Origin of the sequence: Pseudomonas sp. PA27(2017) (genome assembly GCF_001945445.1) — a bacterium.
GTDB lineage: Bacteria > Pseudomonadota > Gammaproteobacteria > Pseudomonadales > Pseudomonadaceae > Aquipseudomonas.
Window position 1 is genome coordinate 1 of sequence record NZ_MSXW01000008.1, and the last position, 16,374, is coordinate 16,374.

Here is a 16,374-nt window from a genome sequence, read left to right on the forward strand (position 1 = left end):
AAAGTGCTGAGGTCGGAGAAGTTGAAGAGATCGCCGAGGTCGAGCAGTTGCTGCTGAATGGGCATAAAAAATCCGATACCAGGAGGCTGGTATCGGATTTTCTAGAAACCCCGGCTTGGACTCAAATGCTTAAGTGAACAGCATTACGCCTCTCGGCGGGTTTTTTATGGGCGCTTTTCCGGCCTCAGTCGAGCCTGACCAGCACCCGCCCCGCCTGTTCGCCCTGCAGGATGCGCTCGATGGCTGCCGGCAACTCGTCAAGTCCGACCTCAGTGGCCAGGGCTTCCAGATTCGGCAGCTTCCACTGTAACGACAGTTTGTCCCACATCGAGGCCTTGACGACCAGGGGCAACTCGACCGAGTCGACCCCCAGCAGATTTACGCCACGCAGGATGAACGGCAGCACGCTGGCCTGGAATTCGACGCCGGCGGTCAACCCGCAACAGGCCACGCTGCCGCCATAGCGGGTAGCCTTGAGCACGTTGAACAGGATGTCGCCACCCACGGTGTCGACAGCCCCGCTCCATTGCTCGCGCAGTAGTGGCCGATCGGTTCCGCTTTGCAGCTCCAGCCGCGGCACCACCTGGGACGCACCCAGGCGCGTGAGCATGTCGGCCTGCTGGGCCTTGCCCGTGGCTGCGCTCACCTGATAGCCCAGCGTGCTGAGCAGCAGCACCGCGATGCTGCCGACCCCACCACTGGCACCGGTAACCAGTACCGGGCCGTTCTGCGGCTCGACGCCGGCCTGCTCCAGTTTGTCGACGCACAGCGCCGCAGTCAGGCCTGCGGTGCCGAGAATCATCGCCTCGCGCAGTGACAGCCCTTGCGGGCGTTTGATCGCCCAACTGGCAGGCACCCGGATGTACTGACCAAAGCCACCTGCCGTGTTCATGCCGAGGTCGTAGCCGGTAACGATCACCTCATCACCTTCGGCGAATTCGGCGGCGCTGGAATGCTCCACCACGCCAGCCGCATCGATACCCGGCGTATGCGGGTAATGCTTGCTGACCCCACGCTGCCCGGTAGCGGACAGCGCATCCTTGAAATTCAGCGAGGAATAGCGAACGCGGATCAACAGCTCACCAGCGGGCAAATCGGCCACGTCGCGCTCGACCACTTGCAGGCCGAAATGGCCATTGGTATCGGGCGCAGCTTGCAGGGCAGTGAAATTCGTCATCCAGACCTCCTTGATCCGCTCACGCGGAGAGTGCGGGTTACCAGAAGCGCTGCTGGGTCAGACGGCCCAACCAGGTCAGGGCAAAGCGATCCAGCGCTACGCTGGCAGCCAGGCCGACACGCTCCTGCAGGGATTTCTTCTGCACGTAGTGCAGCTGGTAAAGGTCGGCCTCACGCGCACGCTCGGCCAGGTACTCGTCGCTGGTTTTCAACTCATCGACCAGTTGCTTCTCCATGGCCGCCATGCCGAGCCAGACTTCACCGGTGGCGATCTCGTCGATCTCCAGCTGCGGACGGTAGCGGGCCACGAAGTTCTTGAACAGCTCGTGGGTGGTTTCCAGGTCTTCCTGGAATTTCTCGCGGCCCTTTTCGGTGTTCTCGCCGAACACCGTCAGGGTGCGCTTGTACTCACCGGCGGTCAGCACCTCGAAATCGATGTCGTGCTTTTTCAGCAGGCGGTTGACGTTGGGCAACTGGGCAACCACGCCGATGGAGCCGAGAATGGCGAACGGAGCGGAAATGATCTTCTCGCCGATGCAGGCCATCATGTAACCGCCACTGGCGGCGACCTTGTCGATGCACACCGTCAGCGGCACGCCAGACTGGCGAATCCGCGCCAGCTGCGACGAGGCCAGGCCGTAGCTGTGCACCATGCCGCCGCCGCTTTCCAGGCGCAGCACAACTTCATCCTGGGGCGTGGCGAGGCTCAGCAGTGCGGTGATCTCGTGGCGCAGGCCCTCGGTGGCCGAAGCCTTGATGTCGCCATCGAAATCGAGCACGTAGACCCGCGACCTGGTTTGCGGCTGTTTCTTGGCAGCCTTGGCGGCCTTCGCTTCCTCTTTGCCCAATGCCTTGAGCTGTTCCTTGTCGAGAATCGATTGTTCGAGGCGCTGGCGCAGCGCCTTGTAGAAATCGTTGAGTTTGGTGACCTGCAACTGGCCGCCGCTGCGACGCCCCCGGCTGCGCAGCACCGCAACCGCCACCAACACGACCAGAATGGCCACCACGAGTGTCACCGTTTTGGCCAGAAACCCTGCGTAATCAGCAAGAAACTCCACACACTTCCCCTTTATTCAATCGTCAGCCTCGCCTGGAGGCCCGCATCGTTCAGCATACCGGCGCTACCGCACAGCGAACAGCCAGCGCGCGGGGTTTCGAACCTGCAACGAGCAATTCAAACAAACGTATGAATTTTCGTTGACAGCTTCCGCCCATCCCTCCTACCCTCGCCTCACATTCAAGGTTCCCGGGTTGCAGCGCACGTGGGCAGCATCTACCTGATTCGACATGGCCAGGCCTCATTCGGTGCAGAGGATTACGATGTCCTCTCGTCGCTGGGCGAGCGCCAGTCGACTTTGCTCGGCAGCCACCTGGCCCGGACCGGCCTGCAACTCGATCGCGCAGTCAGCGGCAGCCTGACCCGCCAGGTCCATACCGGCCGTCTGGTGCTCGAACAGCTTGGCGAGTCGCCGGCGCTGGAAACCGATGCCGCCTTCAACGAATTCGACGCCGAAGGCGTGATCCGCGCCCTGCTCCCCGCGCTGTTGCCGCATGAGCCCCAGGCGCTGGACGTGATGCGCAACGCCGCGCACAACCGTGCCGAGTTCCAGCGCCTGTTCGTGAGCCTTATCGATACCTGGGTCGGTGGCGACTATGACGCGCCCGCGCTGCAGAGCTGGCAGGCCTTTCTGGATCAGGTCAACAGCGGCCTGCAACGCCTGCTCGAACAGGCCCACGGCCGCGAGCGCATCGCCGTGTTCACCTCCGGCGGCACCATCACCGCCCTGATCCACCTGCTGACCGGCATGCCGGTCGCCAGCGCGTTCGCCATGAACTGGCAAATCGTCAACACCTCGCTAAGCTGCCTGAAGTTCCAAAGCGAGCGGGTGACCCTAGCTTCCTTCAACAGCCACGCTCATTTGCAGCTGTTGAACACCCCATCGCTCATTACCTATCGCTGAGCGACGGTCAACGTGCCCGCGAGGGCGCAGAACAATCGAAAATCACAAGGAAACCACCATGAGCGTCGCAGACATCGTCCAAACCATGAAAGCCAAGTTCAACCCAAGCGCCGCCGAAGGCCTGGACCTGGTTTTCCAGTTCAACATCGAAGATGCCGACAACCACTACCTGATCGTCAAGGACGGCACCTGCGACGTGAAACAGGGCGACAGCCCGGACGCCAATGTCACCCTGATCATGGACAAGGAAACCTTCAAGGGCATCACCACCGGTGAAACCGACGGCATGCAGGCGTTCATGGCCGGCAAGCTGCGCGCTGAAGGCGACATGATGCTGGCGCTCAAGCTGAGCGAACTGTTCCCGGTCTGAGTACGGGCGAACGGCTCGAATCGCGAAACCGGAATCCCAGGATTCCGGTTTTTTTTGGCCTGCCGACCGGCGCATCAGCAGGTTTGATTCGCCACCAACAGCCGTATCGATAAGCCTGCGCCGCGCTTGTGACCCGATGCCGGGCTGATTAGATTGACCCCATCATCACCGCCAATGAAAACGAGAAGGGATAGGGATGACACTCACCGACCGGCCCAGCGCCATCCGTCAGGGCGAAGAACTCGACGCCCGCGCCATCGATGCTTACCTCAAGGCTCACATCAGCGACCTGCGCGGTGAGCCGCAGATCAGCCAGTTCCCGGGCGGCGCCTCCAACCTGACTTACCTGCTGCGCTATGACGATCGCGAACTGGTGCTGCGCCGCCCGCCTTTCGGCCGCAAGGCCAAGTCCGCCCACGACATGGGCCGCGAGTTTCGCATTCTCAACCAGCTCAGAGACGCCTTCCCGTACTGCCCGCAGGCTTTCGTGCACTGCACCGACGAATCGGTGATCGGCGCCGAGTTCTACGTCATGCAGCGTGTGGACGGCATCATCCTGCGTGCCGACCTGCCGGCAGAGCTGCAGCTCACGGCCGATCAAACCACTTCCCTGTGCAAGAGCTTCATCGACCGCCTGGTCGAGCTGCACCAGGTCGATTACCAACGCTGTGGCCTGGCCGACCTGGGCAAGCCCGATGGGTACGTGGCGCGGCAGATCAGCGGCTGGAGCGAGCGCTACGACAACGCGCGCACCCCCGATGCGCCCGGCTGGCAGGCGGTTCGCAGCTGGTTGCAGGAGAAGATGCCGGCCGACCACCCGCGGCCGGCCATCGTGCACAACGACTACCGCTTCGACAACGTGATCCTCGATGCCAACGACCCGCTGCGCATCATCGGCGTGCTCGACTGGGAGTTGACCACCCTGGGCGACCCGCTGATGGACCTGGGCAACACCCTGGCCTACTGGATCGAAGCGGACGACCCCGCGCCCGTACAACTGATGCGCCGCCAGCCGAGCAACGCGCCCGGCATGCTGACCCGCCAGGCCTTCGTGGATTACTACGCCGAGCGCGCTGGCGTCCGCATCGACGGCTTCGATTTCTATTACATCTACGGCCTGTTCCGCCTGGCCGGCATCGTCCAGCAGATCTACTACCGCTACTACCACGGGCAAACCGCCGACAAGCGCTTCGCCTCCTTCGTGCAGATGAACGCCTTGCTCGAACAGATGGCCCTCGGGGTCATCGCGCGCTCATCGCTCTGACGCCCTTCCTTATCGAGACTCACGCCATGTCCAAGACCCAGTTGTTCGACCTCGACGGCAAGATCGCCTTCGTTTCCGGTGCCAGCCGCGGCATCGGTGAAGCCATCGCCCACCTGCTGGCTCAGCAAGGCGCCGAGGTGATCGTCTCCAGCCGCAAGCTGGACGACTGCCAGACCGTGGCCGACGCCATCGTCGCCAAGGGCGGCAAGGCCGTGGCGATGGCCTGCCATATCGGCGAGATGGAACAGATCCAGACGGTGTTCGCCGAGATTCGCCAGCGCTTCGGCCGGCTCGACATCCTGGTCAACAACGCGGCGACCAACCCGCAGTTCTGCAACGTGCTCGATACCGACCTGGGCGCCTTCCAGAAGACCGTCGACGTGAACATCCGCGGCTACTACTTCATGTCCATCGAAGGCGGCAAGCTGATGAAGGAGAACGGCGGCGGTAGCATCATCAACGTGGCGTCGATCAACGGCGTGTCGCCAGGTGAATTCCAGGGCATCTACTCGGTGACCAAGGCGGCTGTAATCAGCATGACCAAGGTGTTCGCCAAGGAATGCGCACAGTTCGGCATCCGCTGCAATGCCCTGCTGCCGGGGCTGACCGACACACGCTTCGCGTCGGCGCTGACCAAGAACGAGGCGATCCTCAACTTCGCCCTGCAGCGCATTCCGCTCAAGCGCGTCGCCGAACCGAGCGAAATGGCCGGTGCGGTGCTGTACCTGGCCAGCGAGGCGTCGAGCTACACCACTGGCGTGGCGTTGAATGTCGATGGCGGGTTCCTGTCCTGAAAACTGGCTGCGAGCCTTGAGGCTGTGATCGTGTGGTTGTGTGGGCGGTAAAAACAGAAGCAACCACTCAAACCAACCTGTGGGAGCCCCGACCTCGGGGCGAAACGATTGCAGCCTGACTGCCTATTTCGGCGGTGCCTGAGCGAATCGCCGCGAGGTCGCGACTCCCACAGCGGATCGGCTAATGACCGCACCCACCGCACTCCGCTCATTGCAAATGGGCCACATCCGAACTGCAGCAACTCATTGCCAATCCTTGAGCGCTTGATGAGCCGCCTCGTTCATCGGCTCGGCCAGCAACCCGGTAGGCGTCAGGCTGACGTTGAACACCGCCTTGTCGGCCATCGGCAGGTAGGTCACGCGGCGCGCCTGGGCGTCGAACATTAACAGATCGTGCTGGCCCAGGCGCAGCCAGCGCCAAAGGTCCACACCATACAGGCTGTGGGTCAGCTCGGCCTGGGTGTAACGCGCCTGGCTCTGCTGTTCGATGGACAGGAATCGACTGTTGAGTTTCTCCAGCCGGTAGCCCGGCTCCAGGCCAATCAGCGCGGCCAGCCCCTTCCATTGCAGCAGACGCACGTCGAGCTGCCACAGATCGCCCTCCAGATTGGCGCTGCGCTGCACGCCATCTTCGAGAATGTCGACCTGGTAGACGCTGGCCGTACGATGAAAGCTCAGGGTCAGCAGCGGCTTGTTGGCGGGCAACGGCTCGTAGCGACTCAGGTCGTAGGCCACCAGCCCCACCAGCACCGCGGCGGCGAAAAATACCAGGCCGCTGCTGCCACGCAACCAGGCGAGAAACCAGCGCCCGCCGAACAGAATGCGCAGGGCGATGAACAACACCAGCAATGCCAGCAGAGCCGTTGCCCAGGCGAGCGCGTTGTACTGCATCGAATCGATTCCTTGTAAGTGAAAATGTCGGCATTATGCGCAGCGCATTCGCCTGCGAATAGCGCCGTTGCCGCACAATCGGATACAGGTCGCCTTTTATGTCCCTCCCGCTCGAAATGGCCGTCGATCCCACGACGCTGCTGTTGCTCGCCCTGGTCGCCTTCATCGCCGGGTTCATCGATGCCATCGCCGGCGGCGGCGGTCTGCTGACCATCCCCGCCCTGCTCACCACCGGCCTGCCGCCGCACCTGGTGCTGGGTACCAGCAAGCTGTGCGCGACCTTCGGCTCGGGCACCGCGAGCTACACCTTCTACCGGCGCAAGCTATTCAGCCCCGGCAAGTGGAAGAACGCGATGGCAGCCACTGCCATCGGCGCGATTGGTGGTGCGGTACTGGTGCACTGGATGCCGGCCGAGTGGATCAACAAGATGCTGCCGGTGGTGGTGTTCGCCTGCGGCATTTACCTGCTGTTCGGCAAGACGCCCGACGCGCCGCTGGACGCCGACCTGCCCATCGCCAAACGGCGGCAATGGCCACAAGGCATCGGCCTGGGGCTCTATGACGGCGTGGCGGGCCCGGGAACCGGCGCATTCTGGACGGTCAGCACCCTGCTCATGTACCCACTGGACCTGGTACGGGCCAGCGGCGTGGCGCGTTCGATGAATTTCATCAGCAACGCCTGCGCCCTGGCGGTGTTCATCGTTGCCGGTCAGGTAGCCTGGGTGCTGGGGCTGTGCATGGGTTTCTCGCTGATGGCAGGCGCCTTTCTCGGCGCGCGTACGGCGATTGGCGGTGGCTCGAAGTTCATCCGCCCGGTGTTCATTCTGGTGGTGCTGGGGCTGACGACGCGGCTAGTCTGGCAGCACTGGTTCAGCGGTGCCTAACAGGCCTTTGAAAAACGTAGGCGAGGAAGTCAGTGCAAGGCCTGGGCGGCCCCACAAAAACAGCCGAAACGTAGCGCAGCGGAGTAACAGCCGAAGGCTGGCCCGCAGGGCGAACGAAGTGAGTCAAAAAGCACTGGGCCCGCACTTGGGTTTACGTGCTGTAAATGAGCATTTTTAGGCTGTTTTTAACGCAGCAATGGCAACGTAGGTAGTTTTCAAGGGCCTGCCAGGCGGCTGGCCACGTAGGAATCGATCAGGTAACGGGCGATCGAGCGCGAAGCCGGCAGGGGCGGCAGCGCATGGATCGAGAACCAGCGGGCATCCTCGATCTCCTCTTCCTGCATGACGATCTCGCCACCGGCATAGTCGGCATGAAAGCCGAGCATCAGCGAGTGCGGAAACGGCCAGTTCTGGCTGCCCTGGTAGCGAATGTTGCAGACTTCGACGCCCACCTCTTCGCGCACCTCGCGGGCGACGCACTGCTCTACCGATTCGCCCGCTTCGACGAAACCGGCCAAGGTGCTGTACACCCCGCTGACGAAGCGCGGTGACCGCGCCAGCAGCACGTCGTCACCGCGGGTGACCAACACGATCATGCTCGGCGACAGGCGCGGATAGTGGCGCAAGCTACACGCCGGGCACTGCATAGCACGCTCGCCAGGTACCTGCAGCATCGCCGCGGCACAACTGCCGCAGAAGCGGTTGTCGCTGGCCCAGGTGCCGATCTGCGCGGCAAAACCGAGCATCTGGAACAGCTCGGCGTCGCCTTCGAGCATCGCCTGGCGCAATGATTGCCAATGGCAGCCCGGCAGCTCGGCCTTGCCCTGCAACTCGAGCAGGTAGACCGGCTCCCCGCGAAAATGCCCGAGGCCATGCTCGGCGATTACCGGCAGCTCCTGCTTCTTCAACCATTCGCGGGGAAACAACAGGCCATTGGCGTCACCCAGAAAATGCTGGCGATGGTGGGCCAGCGCCAGGCCACCAGGCTGCTCGCGGTCGAGCAGTTCGGGTTGCCAGTGCGCGACCATCAGGCGGCCACCTCTTGGCCCAAAGCGCGCACACTTTCTTCAGCCAGATCCAGCACGCTCGGCTGGGCGAGGCCAGCGTCGGCTTCCAGGTAGTATTCCAGGCTGCTCAGGGCATCGGCGAGCACTTCCAGGCGCGCTTCGGCGGGCATCTGGTCGGTGTCGAGCATCTGCGTCTGGATGTAGTCGGCGCAGGCGCCCACCAGCGTTGCCGCGCGCTCTTGCCCGAGAAACCACAGGCCACCGCGCACGGCCTGCAGGCTGAACGGCACGTTGGACAGGTGCATGCGGTCGCCGGACGACTCCAGGTACGCGGTAATCGCCCGCTTGGCCAGCGCCAGGCCAGCACGGGCTTCGTCGAGCACCACGATGCGCGCTTCGAACAGCTGGTGCTGGGCGAAAGTGCAGACCTCCGGCTCGACCCGCGGCGTGGTCACGCGCTCACCGCGCTCGAGAGTCGCCACCATGCCTTCGACATACAGCACGGCGTCGGCCAGGGCGATCAGTTGCTCGGACTCCACCGGTGCGCCTTCGCACCAGGCACTGACGACCGGCAACTGATTGGCCAGCGAATTGCCTGCAGAGCTCAGGCCGACCATGGCCAACGTCTTGCTCAGCTTGCCGAGCAGCGCATGCAGGCTGGTCAGGCCGTCGTCCTGAAGAGTGCCGCGCTCGCTCAGGTCGAGCAGGTCCTTGACGCTGGCCAGCTCCTCGCGAATCGCCGAGCTCAGCGAACGCATCACCGCCTTGCCGGGGCCGGAGAGTCGTTGGTATTCCTCTTCGAGCAGGTGATCGGTAAAGGGCAGCGCGGTGATACCGAACAGTTCGCGCACCTCGCCGGCCAGCGGGCCGCGGCCGGCGGACAGCGCGACCAGATACAACAACTCCTTGAGCAGGCTGCGCGGCGGCTCGTAGGAGCCGTTGACCAGCATCTGCCGCAGCTCGCGGTCGATGCGCGAGAACAGCTGCTTGCGAGACTTGCGCGGCAGCAGCTGGCCATCGTTCAGCGCCTCCACGGCCGCCGCGCCGAGCCAGCACAGGCGCCCGCGAGGCTCGTTGGCGAACAGGCCGTCGAGGCGGCTCATGGCCCGCCCCATCAGTTTCATGCTGGCCGCCGGGTTCTGCTCGCGGATGTAACCCAGCAGGCCGACCTGATACATCTGCCGCAAACGGCGGCCTTCGCTTTCCTTGGCGGCGGCGTCCAGTGCCGGCGGCACCATGCGCGGGCGGGCCTGGTCGAGGCGCACACTGAAGAAGAAGCTCTCGGGCAACGGCGGCTGCTTGCACGCCTGGCGCAGGTCGTTGATCGCCGGCAGCAGCAGTTCGGGCATTTCCTGGCGATGGGCATCCAGCCCTTCGAGGTAGCGGCGCAGCACGTGCAGCGCATTGCTGAGCGCCGCCAGCTGCGCATCGCGTTCGTTGCCGACGCCAGCAGGGATATCGGTGGCCTGGTCGAGCACTTCCTGGGCGAGCAATTCGGCGCCGGTCAGTTCGATCAGGTTGAGCGTGCCGCGCACCTGCTGCAGGTTATCGACGGCCTGCTGCAGCAGGCTGCCGTTATTGCGCTCGACGATGAACTGCTCCAGGCTCGCCTCGGCCTCTTCGATCGTGGCGAACAGTTCGTCGCGAACCAGCCCCAGTGACGATGCTCCAGAAACCATTCGCTAGTGTGCCTCCCGCACAGGTGATGAAACCGCGCTCAATCAGCGAACTCGGGATTCTGCTTGTTCATATGGGCCATCATCGCGACACGCAGGTCGGCCGACTGCAGCATGGCGGCGTTCCAGGTGGCGACGTATTCGAGGCCGTCGTCGACCCGATGATCGCGCATGTAGCGGATCATTTCCTTAGTGCCACGCACGGCAACCGGCGATTTTGCGGCGATCGCTCGCGCAATGTCCATCACACCGGCCAGCAATGTGTCGTAAGTCTCGAATACGCGGTTCACCAGGCCGATTTCTCTTGCTTCGGCCGCCTCCACGACGCGGCCCGTATAGGCCAGCTCGCGCAGCATGCCGTCGCCGATCAGGCGCGGCAGCCGCTGCAGGGTGCCAACGTCGGCGGCCATGCCAATGTCGATTTCCTTGATGGCGAACTGCACGTCTGCACTGCAGTAACGCATGTCGCAGGCGCTGATCAGGTCGATGGCGCCGCCCAGGCAGTAACCCTGGATAGCGGCCAGCACTGGCTTGCTGCAGTGATCCACGGCGTTGAACGAGGCCTGCAGCTCGAGAATCTTGCGGCGCAGCGTTTGCGCATTGCGGCCGACATCCTTGCCCAGCTGGGTGCTGACCTGAGCCAGCAGGTTGAGGTCGATACCGGAAGAAAAGTGCTTGCCGGCGCCCGAGAGCACCACGACGCGCACTTCATCGGTCTCGTCGGCCCAGCGGAAGATATCGATGATTTCCGTCCAGAAGGCGGCGTTCATCGCATTGATCTTGTCGGGCCGGTCAATCACCACATGGGCGATTTTTTCCTGCAGTTCAACGCGAAAAGCCTGATATTGCCCCATGAAAGTCATCCTTTTTGAGGGAGGCCGGACGGCCTTCGACACATGCCGAAAAATAACCGCGCCACTATAGCAAGCGGCGCTGGAAAGTCGATCATGGCCGGCGTGACGCGCCGCAGGTCACGCCGACGGTGGCTTATCTCTCGACGATGCAATCCACCGTGTAGTAGCTGCCCTGCTCGCCTTCATGGCGTTGCAGGCCGTGCACGTCGGCGTCGAAACCCGGGAAGCGCTGCTCGAAGGCCTGGGCGAAACGCAGGTAATCGATGATCGAGCGCGTCGCGGCGGTGAAACGCTCGCCCGGCATGATCAGCGGAATGCCCGGCGGATACGGCACCAGCATCACCGCGGCGATGCGCCCCTCGACCTCATCGACCAAAACCTCCTCCACTTCACCGCGCACCAACTGATCGTAGGCATCGGCTGGCTTCAGGGCGATTTCCGGCAGTACCGTGTACATGCGCTTGAGGGACTTGGCCGTGGCGTTCTCGCGGTAGCAGTCGTGCAGCGCATCGCACAGATCGCGCAGGCCCATGCCCTGGTAACGCAATGCGCCTTCACGGGCCACCGAGGGCAACACCGAACTGAGTGGCAAGTTGGCGTCGTAGCTGCGCTTGAATTCCAGAAGCTCGGTAAGCAGCGTGCTCCACTTGCCCTTGGTGATGCCCATGGAGAAAAGCACCAGGAACGAATACAGGCCGGTCTTCTCGACCACCAGGCCGCGCTCCCAGAGAAACTTGCTGACCACCGCAGCGGGAATGCCGCGCTCGTCGAGTCGGCCGCCGGCGGTCAGGCCGGGCATCACCAGGGTCACTTTGATCGGGTCGAGCAGCACGTAGTCTTCAGCGACGTCACCGAAACCGTGCCAGTCGGCCTCCGGCTGCAGCAGCCAGTCCGGCGTGGCCACGTCGTCGGCGCCCTCGGTCTGTGGCGGCTGCCAGATGCTGAACCACCAGTCCTCGCTGCTCAGGCTCTGCCCCAGGTTAGCCAGAGCGCGGCGGAAACTCAGCGCTTCGTCGAAGGTTTCCTGAATCAGCGAGCGCCCGGCCGGGCCCTCCATCATCGCCGAGGCCACGTCCAGCGAGGCGATGATGCCGTACTGCGGCGAGGTGGAGATGTGCATCATGAAGGCTTCGTTGAAGCGGTCGCGATCGAGCTGACGCCCGCCGTTGCCCCCATCCTGCACGTGGATCATCGAAGCCTGGCTGAAGGCGGCGAGCAGCTTGTGGGTCGAATGGGTGGTAAACACCATCGGGCCGCCGGCCTCGCGGCTGGTGCCCATGCCGTAGCGGCCGGCGTAGAACTCGTGGAACGCGGCGTAGGCGTACCAGGCTTCGTCGAAGTGCAGCACCTCGACCGAATCACCGAGGGTGCGTTTGATCAGCTCGGCGTTGTAGCACAGCCCGTCGTAGGTGGAGTTGGTCACCACCGCCAGCTTGACCTTGGGCTCGCGGCCACGGGCCAGCGGGCTGGCGTCGATCTTGGCCTGGATCGACTCGCGGGTGAATTCGCTCAGCGGAATCGGCCCGATGATGCCCAGCTCGTTGCGCTCCGGCGACAGGTACAGGGGAATCGCGCCGGTCATGATGATGGCGTGGAGGATCGACTTGTGGCAGTTGCGATCGACCAGCACCAGGTCGTCACGGGCGACCATCGAATGCCAGACGATCTTGTTGGCGGTCGAGGTGCCGTTGATCACGAAGTAGGTATGGTCGGCGCCGAAATTGCGCGCGGCGCGCTCCTCGGCAGCGGCCAGTGGGCCGGTGTGGTCGAGCAGCGAGCCGAGTTCCGGTACCGAGACCGACAGGTCGGAGCGCAGCGTGTTCTCACCGAAGAATTGGTGGAACGCCTGGCCCACGGGGCTTTTGCGGTAAGCCACGCCGCCGCCGTGGCCCGGTGTGTGCCAGGAGTAGTTGGATTGCGCGGTGTGCTGCACCAGCGCCTTGAAGAACGGCGGCAGCAGGCCATCGAGATAATTACGTGCAGCGCGGGCCACCTGGCGGGCCAGGAACGGCACGGTATCTTCGAACAGATAGAGAATGCCGCGCAGCTGATTGAGGTCGGCCATGGCCTCGGCTGGGGCATTCTCGATGGTGACCTGCTCGCCGAGGGCGAAGATCGGCAGCTGCGGCGCGCGGCGTCGGGCAATGCGGATCAGCTCGACCATGTCTTGCAGCAGGTGGCGGTTTTCACCGGCGCCCTCGGCAGCGACCAGGATGCAGGCCAGCCCGTGATGGGTCGAGGCGACGATATGGCCCTCCGCAGAACTCGCGGTGGACAGAATGGTGAAGCCATCCTGCTCCAGCTCGGCGGCGATGGCCCGCACCCGCTCGCCGGCCACGGTATCGGCCTTGATGTCACGATGAACGATGAGAACCGGGAACTTGAGGTCTTTGTACATCAGCTACACCTGAGGTCATGCGGGATGAACCCGCTATGCCCTCAGGGTAGAGACTCGCCGCAGAGGACGGAACCCCTCACGCAGAGCGCTATACGAAAAGGTCGCAATTGACCGATCAGGAGGCGGATGTGCCCTGCTCGGCCGCGTCCATCTGCACCCACAGGGCCGGCCCACCGGCGGCCTTTTCGATCACCGCCAGACGCGCGGCATGGGCGGCCAGCTCCTCGGCGCTGGCGGCGATCACCGCGCCACGCGGCCGCTCGCCGGGCAGGCGGCGAATCGGCGTAGCCTGCTGGCGACCGCTGCCATCGCCATCGGCGCCTTCACCGGCCAGCGACAGGTTGGTCTGCCCACCGGTCATCGCCAGGTAAACGTCGGCGAGGATCTCCGAGTCGAGCAAGGCGCCGTGCAGCTCACGGCCGGAGTTGTCGACACCGTAGCGTTTGCACAGGGCATCGAGGCTGTTGCGCTGGCCCGGGTGACGCTCGCGCGCCATCTGCAGGGTGTCGAGTACGTCGCAATAGGCCGCGATGTCCGCACGCTCGTGCTGGCCGATCAGGGCGAATTCGTTGTTCAGGAAGCCGATGTCGAACGGCGCGTTGTGGATGATCAGCTGCGCGCCCTTGACGAACTCGTAGAACTCGTCGGCGACGTCCTTGAAGCGCGGCTTGTCCTTGAGATCCTCGTTGGTGATGCCGTGCACCGCGATGGCGCCTTCATCGATCTCACGATCCGGCTGCAGGTAGATGTGGAAATGCCGCCCGGTCAGGCGCCGCCCCTCGACCTCTACGCAACCGATCTCGATGACCCGGTGGCCATCGTTTACCGGCATACCGGTCGTTTCAGTATCGAGTACGACTCTACGCACGCTTCATGCTCCTGATATCTTCGACGCCACGGTTGGCCAACTGGTCGGCCCGTTCGTTGCCGGGGTGGCCGATATGGCCGCGCACCCATTGCCAGGTCACGTTGTGGCGGTTGACCTGCTCGTCCAGCTGCTGCCAGAGGTCGGCATTCTTCACCGGCTCCTTCGCGGCGGTCTTCCAGCCGCGCTTCTTCCAGTTAGGCATCCATTCCTTGATGCCCTTCATGACGTATTGCGAATCGGTGACCAGACGCACGTTGCACGGACGCTTGAGCTCGGCCAGGCCGCGAATCGCGCCCATCAGCTCCATGCGGTTGTTGGTGGTCACGGCTTCGCCGCCCCACAATTCCTTCTCGACACCCTGGAACACCAGCAATGCACCCCAGCCACCGACGCCCGGATTGCCCTTGCAGGCACCGTCGGTGTAAAGCTCAACTTGATCGGACATGCAGCGCCTTTATCTATGGTCTGATTTCGATGTGCGGGGCCAGCTCAGGCGCCGCCGCGGTCGCGGCGACTGATCTTGGCAACCGGCATGGGCACCAACTTGCCCATCGGCTCGCGACGGGACTGGCGCAGCGGGCGCAGGCCGACCACCAGCTTGCGCGCCACCAATACGTAGAACCCGCCACCCGGCGACTGCCAGGCGCCGCCCCAGCGTTCCAGCGCAGCCAACCGAGCCTGCCAGGCCGCCGAAGCAAGCGGCGGACGATAACATCCGAAGCGCCGTTTCTCCAGCGCGAAGCCCAGCAGGTTGAGCCAATCACCGAGGCGCCCCGGGGCGATGCAACGAGCATCGTGCAACACGTCGTGGGCGAACAGGTGGCGCACGCCCCAGGCGCTCATCGGGTTGATACCGACGATCAACAGGTGCCCGCCCGGGCGCACGCTGCGCGCCGCCTCCCGCAGCAATCCGTGGGGCGACTGGCTGAAGTCCAGGCCATGCTGCAGCACCACCACGTCGGCCGCGTGCTCGACCAACGGCCAGGACTGCTCCTCGCAGACGATCTCTACGCCTGCGAACGGCGCGCCCAGGCGCACGCTGCGCTGGATCTGCTGGGTTTCGAGCGAGGTTTCGGCGCAAGGGCCGTAATGCACCAGGTAGCCGCCGAAGAACCGCGCCAATTCCTCATCGAGCAGGCGCTGCTCCTGCTCGAGCAACAGGCGGCCCAGGGGGCTGGTGAACCACTGGCGGGCTGCACCGATCAGTTGCAACCAGTCGGCATCGGCCTGGGCAAAGGGATTGTCGGTCATGGACGCGTGCTCATGGAAAGTACCTGCATAGCCATCTCTTACAATGACACCTGGGGTCCGTTGACGTTGCAAAGACGGGAACACGGCTCGCGCTACAGCGTCAACAGACCCTAAGATGCACTTTTGTCCCCAGCTTGGCGACCACCTGATGATCAAGATCGAAGCCCTCAGCGCATTCTCCGACAATTACATCTGGCTGCTGCAGGACGCGCAGCACAAACGCGTCGCGGTGGTCGACCCCGGCGACGCCGCGCCAGTGCAGGCCTGGCTGCAGGAGCATGGCGACTGGACGCTGAGCGACATTCTGATCACCCATCACCACAACGACCACGTCGGCGGCGTCGAGCAGCTGCGTCACGACACCGGCGCACGGGTTTATGGCCCGGCCAACGAAAAGATTCCAGGCCGTGACCAGGCGCTGGTCGATGGTGATCGTATAAACGTACTGGGCCTGGCCCTGCAGGTCTTCGAGGTGCCCGGCCATACCCTGGGGCATATCGCCTTCTATCAACCCGATCAACACTGGCTGTTCTGCGGCGACACCCTGTTCGCCGCTGGCTGCGGTCGCCTGTTCGAAGGCACTCCCCTGCAGATGCACCAGTCGCTGCAACGCCTGGCGGCCCTGCCGGACGACACGCTGATCTATTGCGCCCACGAATACACCCTGAGCAACCTGCGCTTCGCCAAGGCCGTCGAGCCGGGCAACGCGGACATCGCCAGACGTTTCGAGCAGGTCGAGACATGGCGGCAGAATGGGCAGATCAGCCTGCCATCCAACCTGAAACTCGAGCGGGCTACCAACCCGTTTCTGCGCGCCGCTGAAACATCGGTTAAAGAAATGATCGCCAACCGTGAGGGTCGCACCCTGGCCAGCGAGAGCGAGATTTTTGCCGCACTGCGCGCCTGGAAAGATCGCTTCTGAAGCGCCGACTGGCCCGCAAAATTCTGGTCAAAACTTGACCACCCCTGGATCGGTTTCT

Annotated in this window: 16 protein-coding genes; 6 read left to right on the top strand and 10 right to left on the bottom strand. The window is 63.7% G+C overall.

What is annotated here, in order from left to right; translation table 11 throughout:
• Positions 1–184 precede the first annotated feature (184 nt).
• On the bottom strand, positions 185–1,177 hold the full coding sequence (locus tag BVH06_RS02795; RefSeq protein WP_075930339.1) for a YhdH/YhfP family quinone oxidoreductase: 993 nt from the start codon (positions 1,175–1,177) through the stop codon (positions 185–187).
• Positions 1,178–1,214: 37 nt separating this feature from the next.
• Positions 1,215–2,234 carry a protease SohB gene (gene sohB, locus BVH06_RS02800; RefSeq protein ID WP_075930340.1) on the bottom strand — a complete coding sequence of 340 codons (1,020 nt, stop codon included), beginning with the start codon at positions 2,232–2,234 and terminating at the stop codon, positions 1,215–1,217.
• Positions 2,235–2,438: 204 nt separating this feature from the next.
• Between sohB and BVH06_RS02805 the strand changes: the two genes are divergently transcribed.
• The 4 genes from BVH06_RS02805 to BVH06_RS02820 all read left to right on the top strand — a co-directional run bounded on the left by BVH06_RS02805 (position 2,439) and on the right by BVH06_RS02820 (position 5,565).
• Positions 2,439–3,137, top strand: a complete 699-nt coding sequence (locus BVH06_RS02805) for a histidine phosphatase family protein (protein ID WP_075933112.1) — start codon at positions 2,439–2,441, stop codon at positions 3,135–3,137.
• Positions 3,138–3,195: 58 nt separating this feature from the next.
• Positions 3,196–3,507 (top strand): SCP2 sterol-binding domain-containing protein, encoded by a 312-nt coding sequence (locus tag BVH06_RS02810; protein WP_075930342.1) that lies wholly within the window; start codon positions 3,196–3,198, stop codon positions 3,505–3,507.
• Positions 3,508–3,703: 196 nt separating this feature from the next.
• A complete protein-coding gene (locus tag BVH06_RS02815; protein ID WP_075933113.1) occupies positions 3,704–4,771 on the top strand; it encodes a phosphotransferase family protein in 1,068 nt (355 codons plus the stop codon).
• A gap of 26 nt (positions 4,772–4,797) precedes the next feature.
• Positions 4,798–5,565: an SDR family oxidoreductase gene (locus tag BVH06_RS02820; RefSeq protein WP_075933114.1), complete on the top strand. Its 768-nt coding sequence runs from the start codon at positions 4,798–4,800 to the stop codon at positions 5,563–5,565.
• Between the two features lie 243 nt (positions 5,566–5,808).
• Here BVH06_RS02820 and BVH06_RS02825 read toward each other — a convergent pair whose 3' ends face one another.
• Positions 5,809–6,456, bottom strand: a complete 648-nt coding sequence (locus BVH06_RS02825) for a hypothetical protein (protein WP_075933115.1) — start codon at positions 6,454–6,456, stop codon at positions 5,809–5,811.
• 98 nt (positions 6,457–6,554) lie between these two features.
• On the opposite strand from BVH06_RS02825, the gene BVH06_RS02830 reads away from it, so the two are divergent.
• On the top strand, positions 6,555–7,340 hold the full coding sequence (locus BVH06_RS02830; protein ID WP_075933116.1) for a TSUP family transporter: 786 nt from the start codon (positions 6,555–6,557) through the stop codon (positions 7,338–7,340).
• Positions 7,341–7,555: 215 nt separating this feature from the next.
• On the opposite strand, the gene nudC is transcribed toward BVH06_RS02830, so the two are convergent.
• The 7 genes from nudC to BVH06_RS02865 all read right to left on the bottom strand — a co-directional run bounded on the left by nudC (position 7,556) and on the right by BVH06_RS02865 (position 15,394).
• Positions 7,556–8,368, bottom strand: a complete 813-nt coding sequence (gene nudC, locus BVH06_RS02835) for an NAD(+) diphosphatase (RefSeq protein WP_075933117.1) — start codon at positions 8,366–8,368, stop codon at positions 7,556–7,558.
• On the bottom strand, positions 8,368–10,026 hold the full coding sequence (locus BVH06_RS02840) for a ferrous iron transporter B (protein WP_075933118.1): 1,659 nt from the start codon (positions 10,024–10,026) through the stop codon (positions 8,368–8,370). Before BVH06_RS02840 ends, nudC begins: the two co-directional genes overlap by 1 nt.
• Before the next feature lie 38 nt (positions 10,027–10,064).
• Positions 10,065–10,877, bottom strand: a complete 813-nt coding sequence (locus BVH06_RS02845; RefSeq protein WP_075930349.1) for a crotonase/enoyl-CoA hydratase family protein — start codon at positions 10,875–10,877, stop codon at positions 10,065–10,067.
• Between the two features lie 133 nt (positions 10,878–11,010).
• Positions 11,011–13,275, bottom strand: coding sequence for an arginine/lysine/ornithine decarboxylase (locus BVH06_RS02850; RefSeq protein ID WP_075930350.1), 2,265 nt, complete (start codon positions 13,273–13,275; stop codon positions 11,011–11,013).
• Positions 13,276–13,390: 115 nt separating this feature from the next.
• A complete protein-coding gene (gene dnaQ / locus BVH06_RS02855; protein WP_075933119.1) occupies positions 13,391–14,143 on the bottom strand; it encodes a DNA polymerase III subunit epsilon in 753 nt (250 codons plus the stop codon).
• The gene (gene rnhA / locus BVH06_RS02860; protein WP_075933120.1) at positions 14,136–14,588 is read right to left on the bottom strand and encodes a ribonuclease HI; all 453 of its coding nucleotides are present in this window, start codon (positions 14,586–14,588) and stop codon (positions 14,136–14,138) included. The genes dnaQ and rnhA overlap by 8 nt, the downstream gene beginning before the upstream one ends.
• Positions 14,589–14,632: 44 nt before the next feature.
• The gene (locus BVH06_RS02865; protein ID WP_075933121.1) at positions 14,633–15,394 is read right to left on the bottom strand and encodes a class I SAM-dependent methyltransferase; all 762 of its coding nucleotides are present in this window, start codon (positions 15,392–15,394) and stop codon (positions 14,633–14,635) included.
• A 148-nt stretch (positions 15,395–15,542) separates the two neighbouring features.
• Between BVH06_RS02865 and gloB the strand changes: the two genes are divergently transcribed.
• The gene (gene gloB, locus BVH06_RS02870) at positions 15,543–16,316 is read left to right on the top strand and encodes a hydroxyacylglutathione hydrolase (protein ID WP_075933122.1); all 774 of its coding nucleotides are present in this window, start codon (positions 15,543–15,545) and stop codon (positions 16,314–16,316) included.
• The last annotated feature ends 58 nt before the right edge of the window (positions 16,317–16,374 follow it).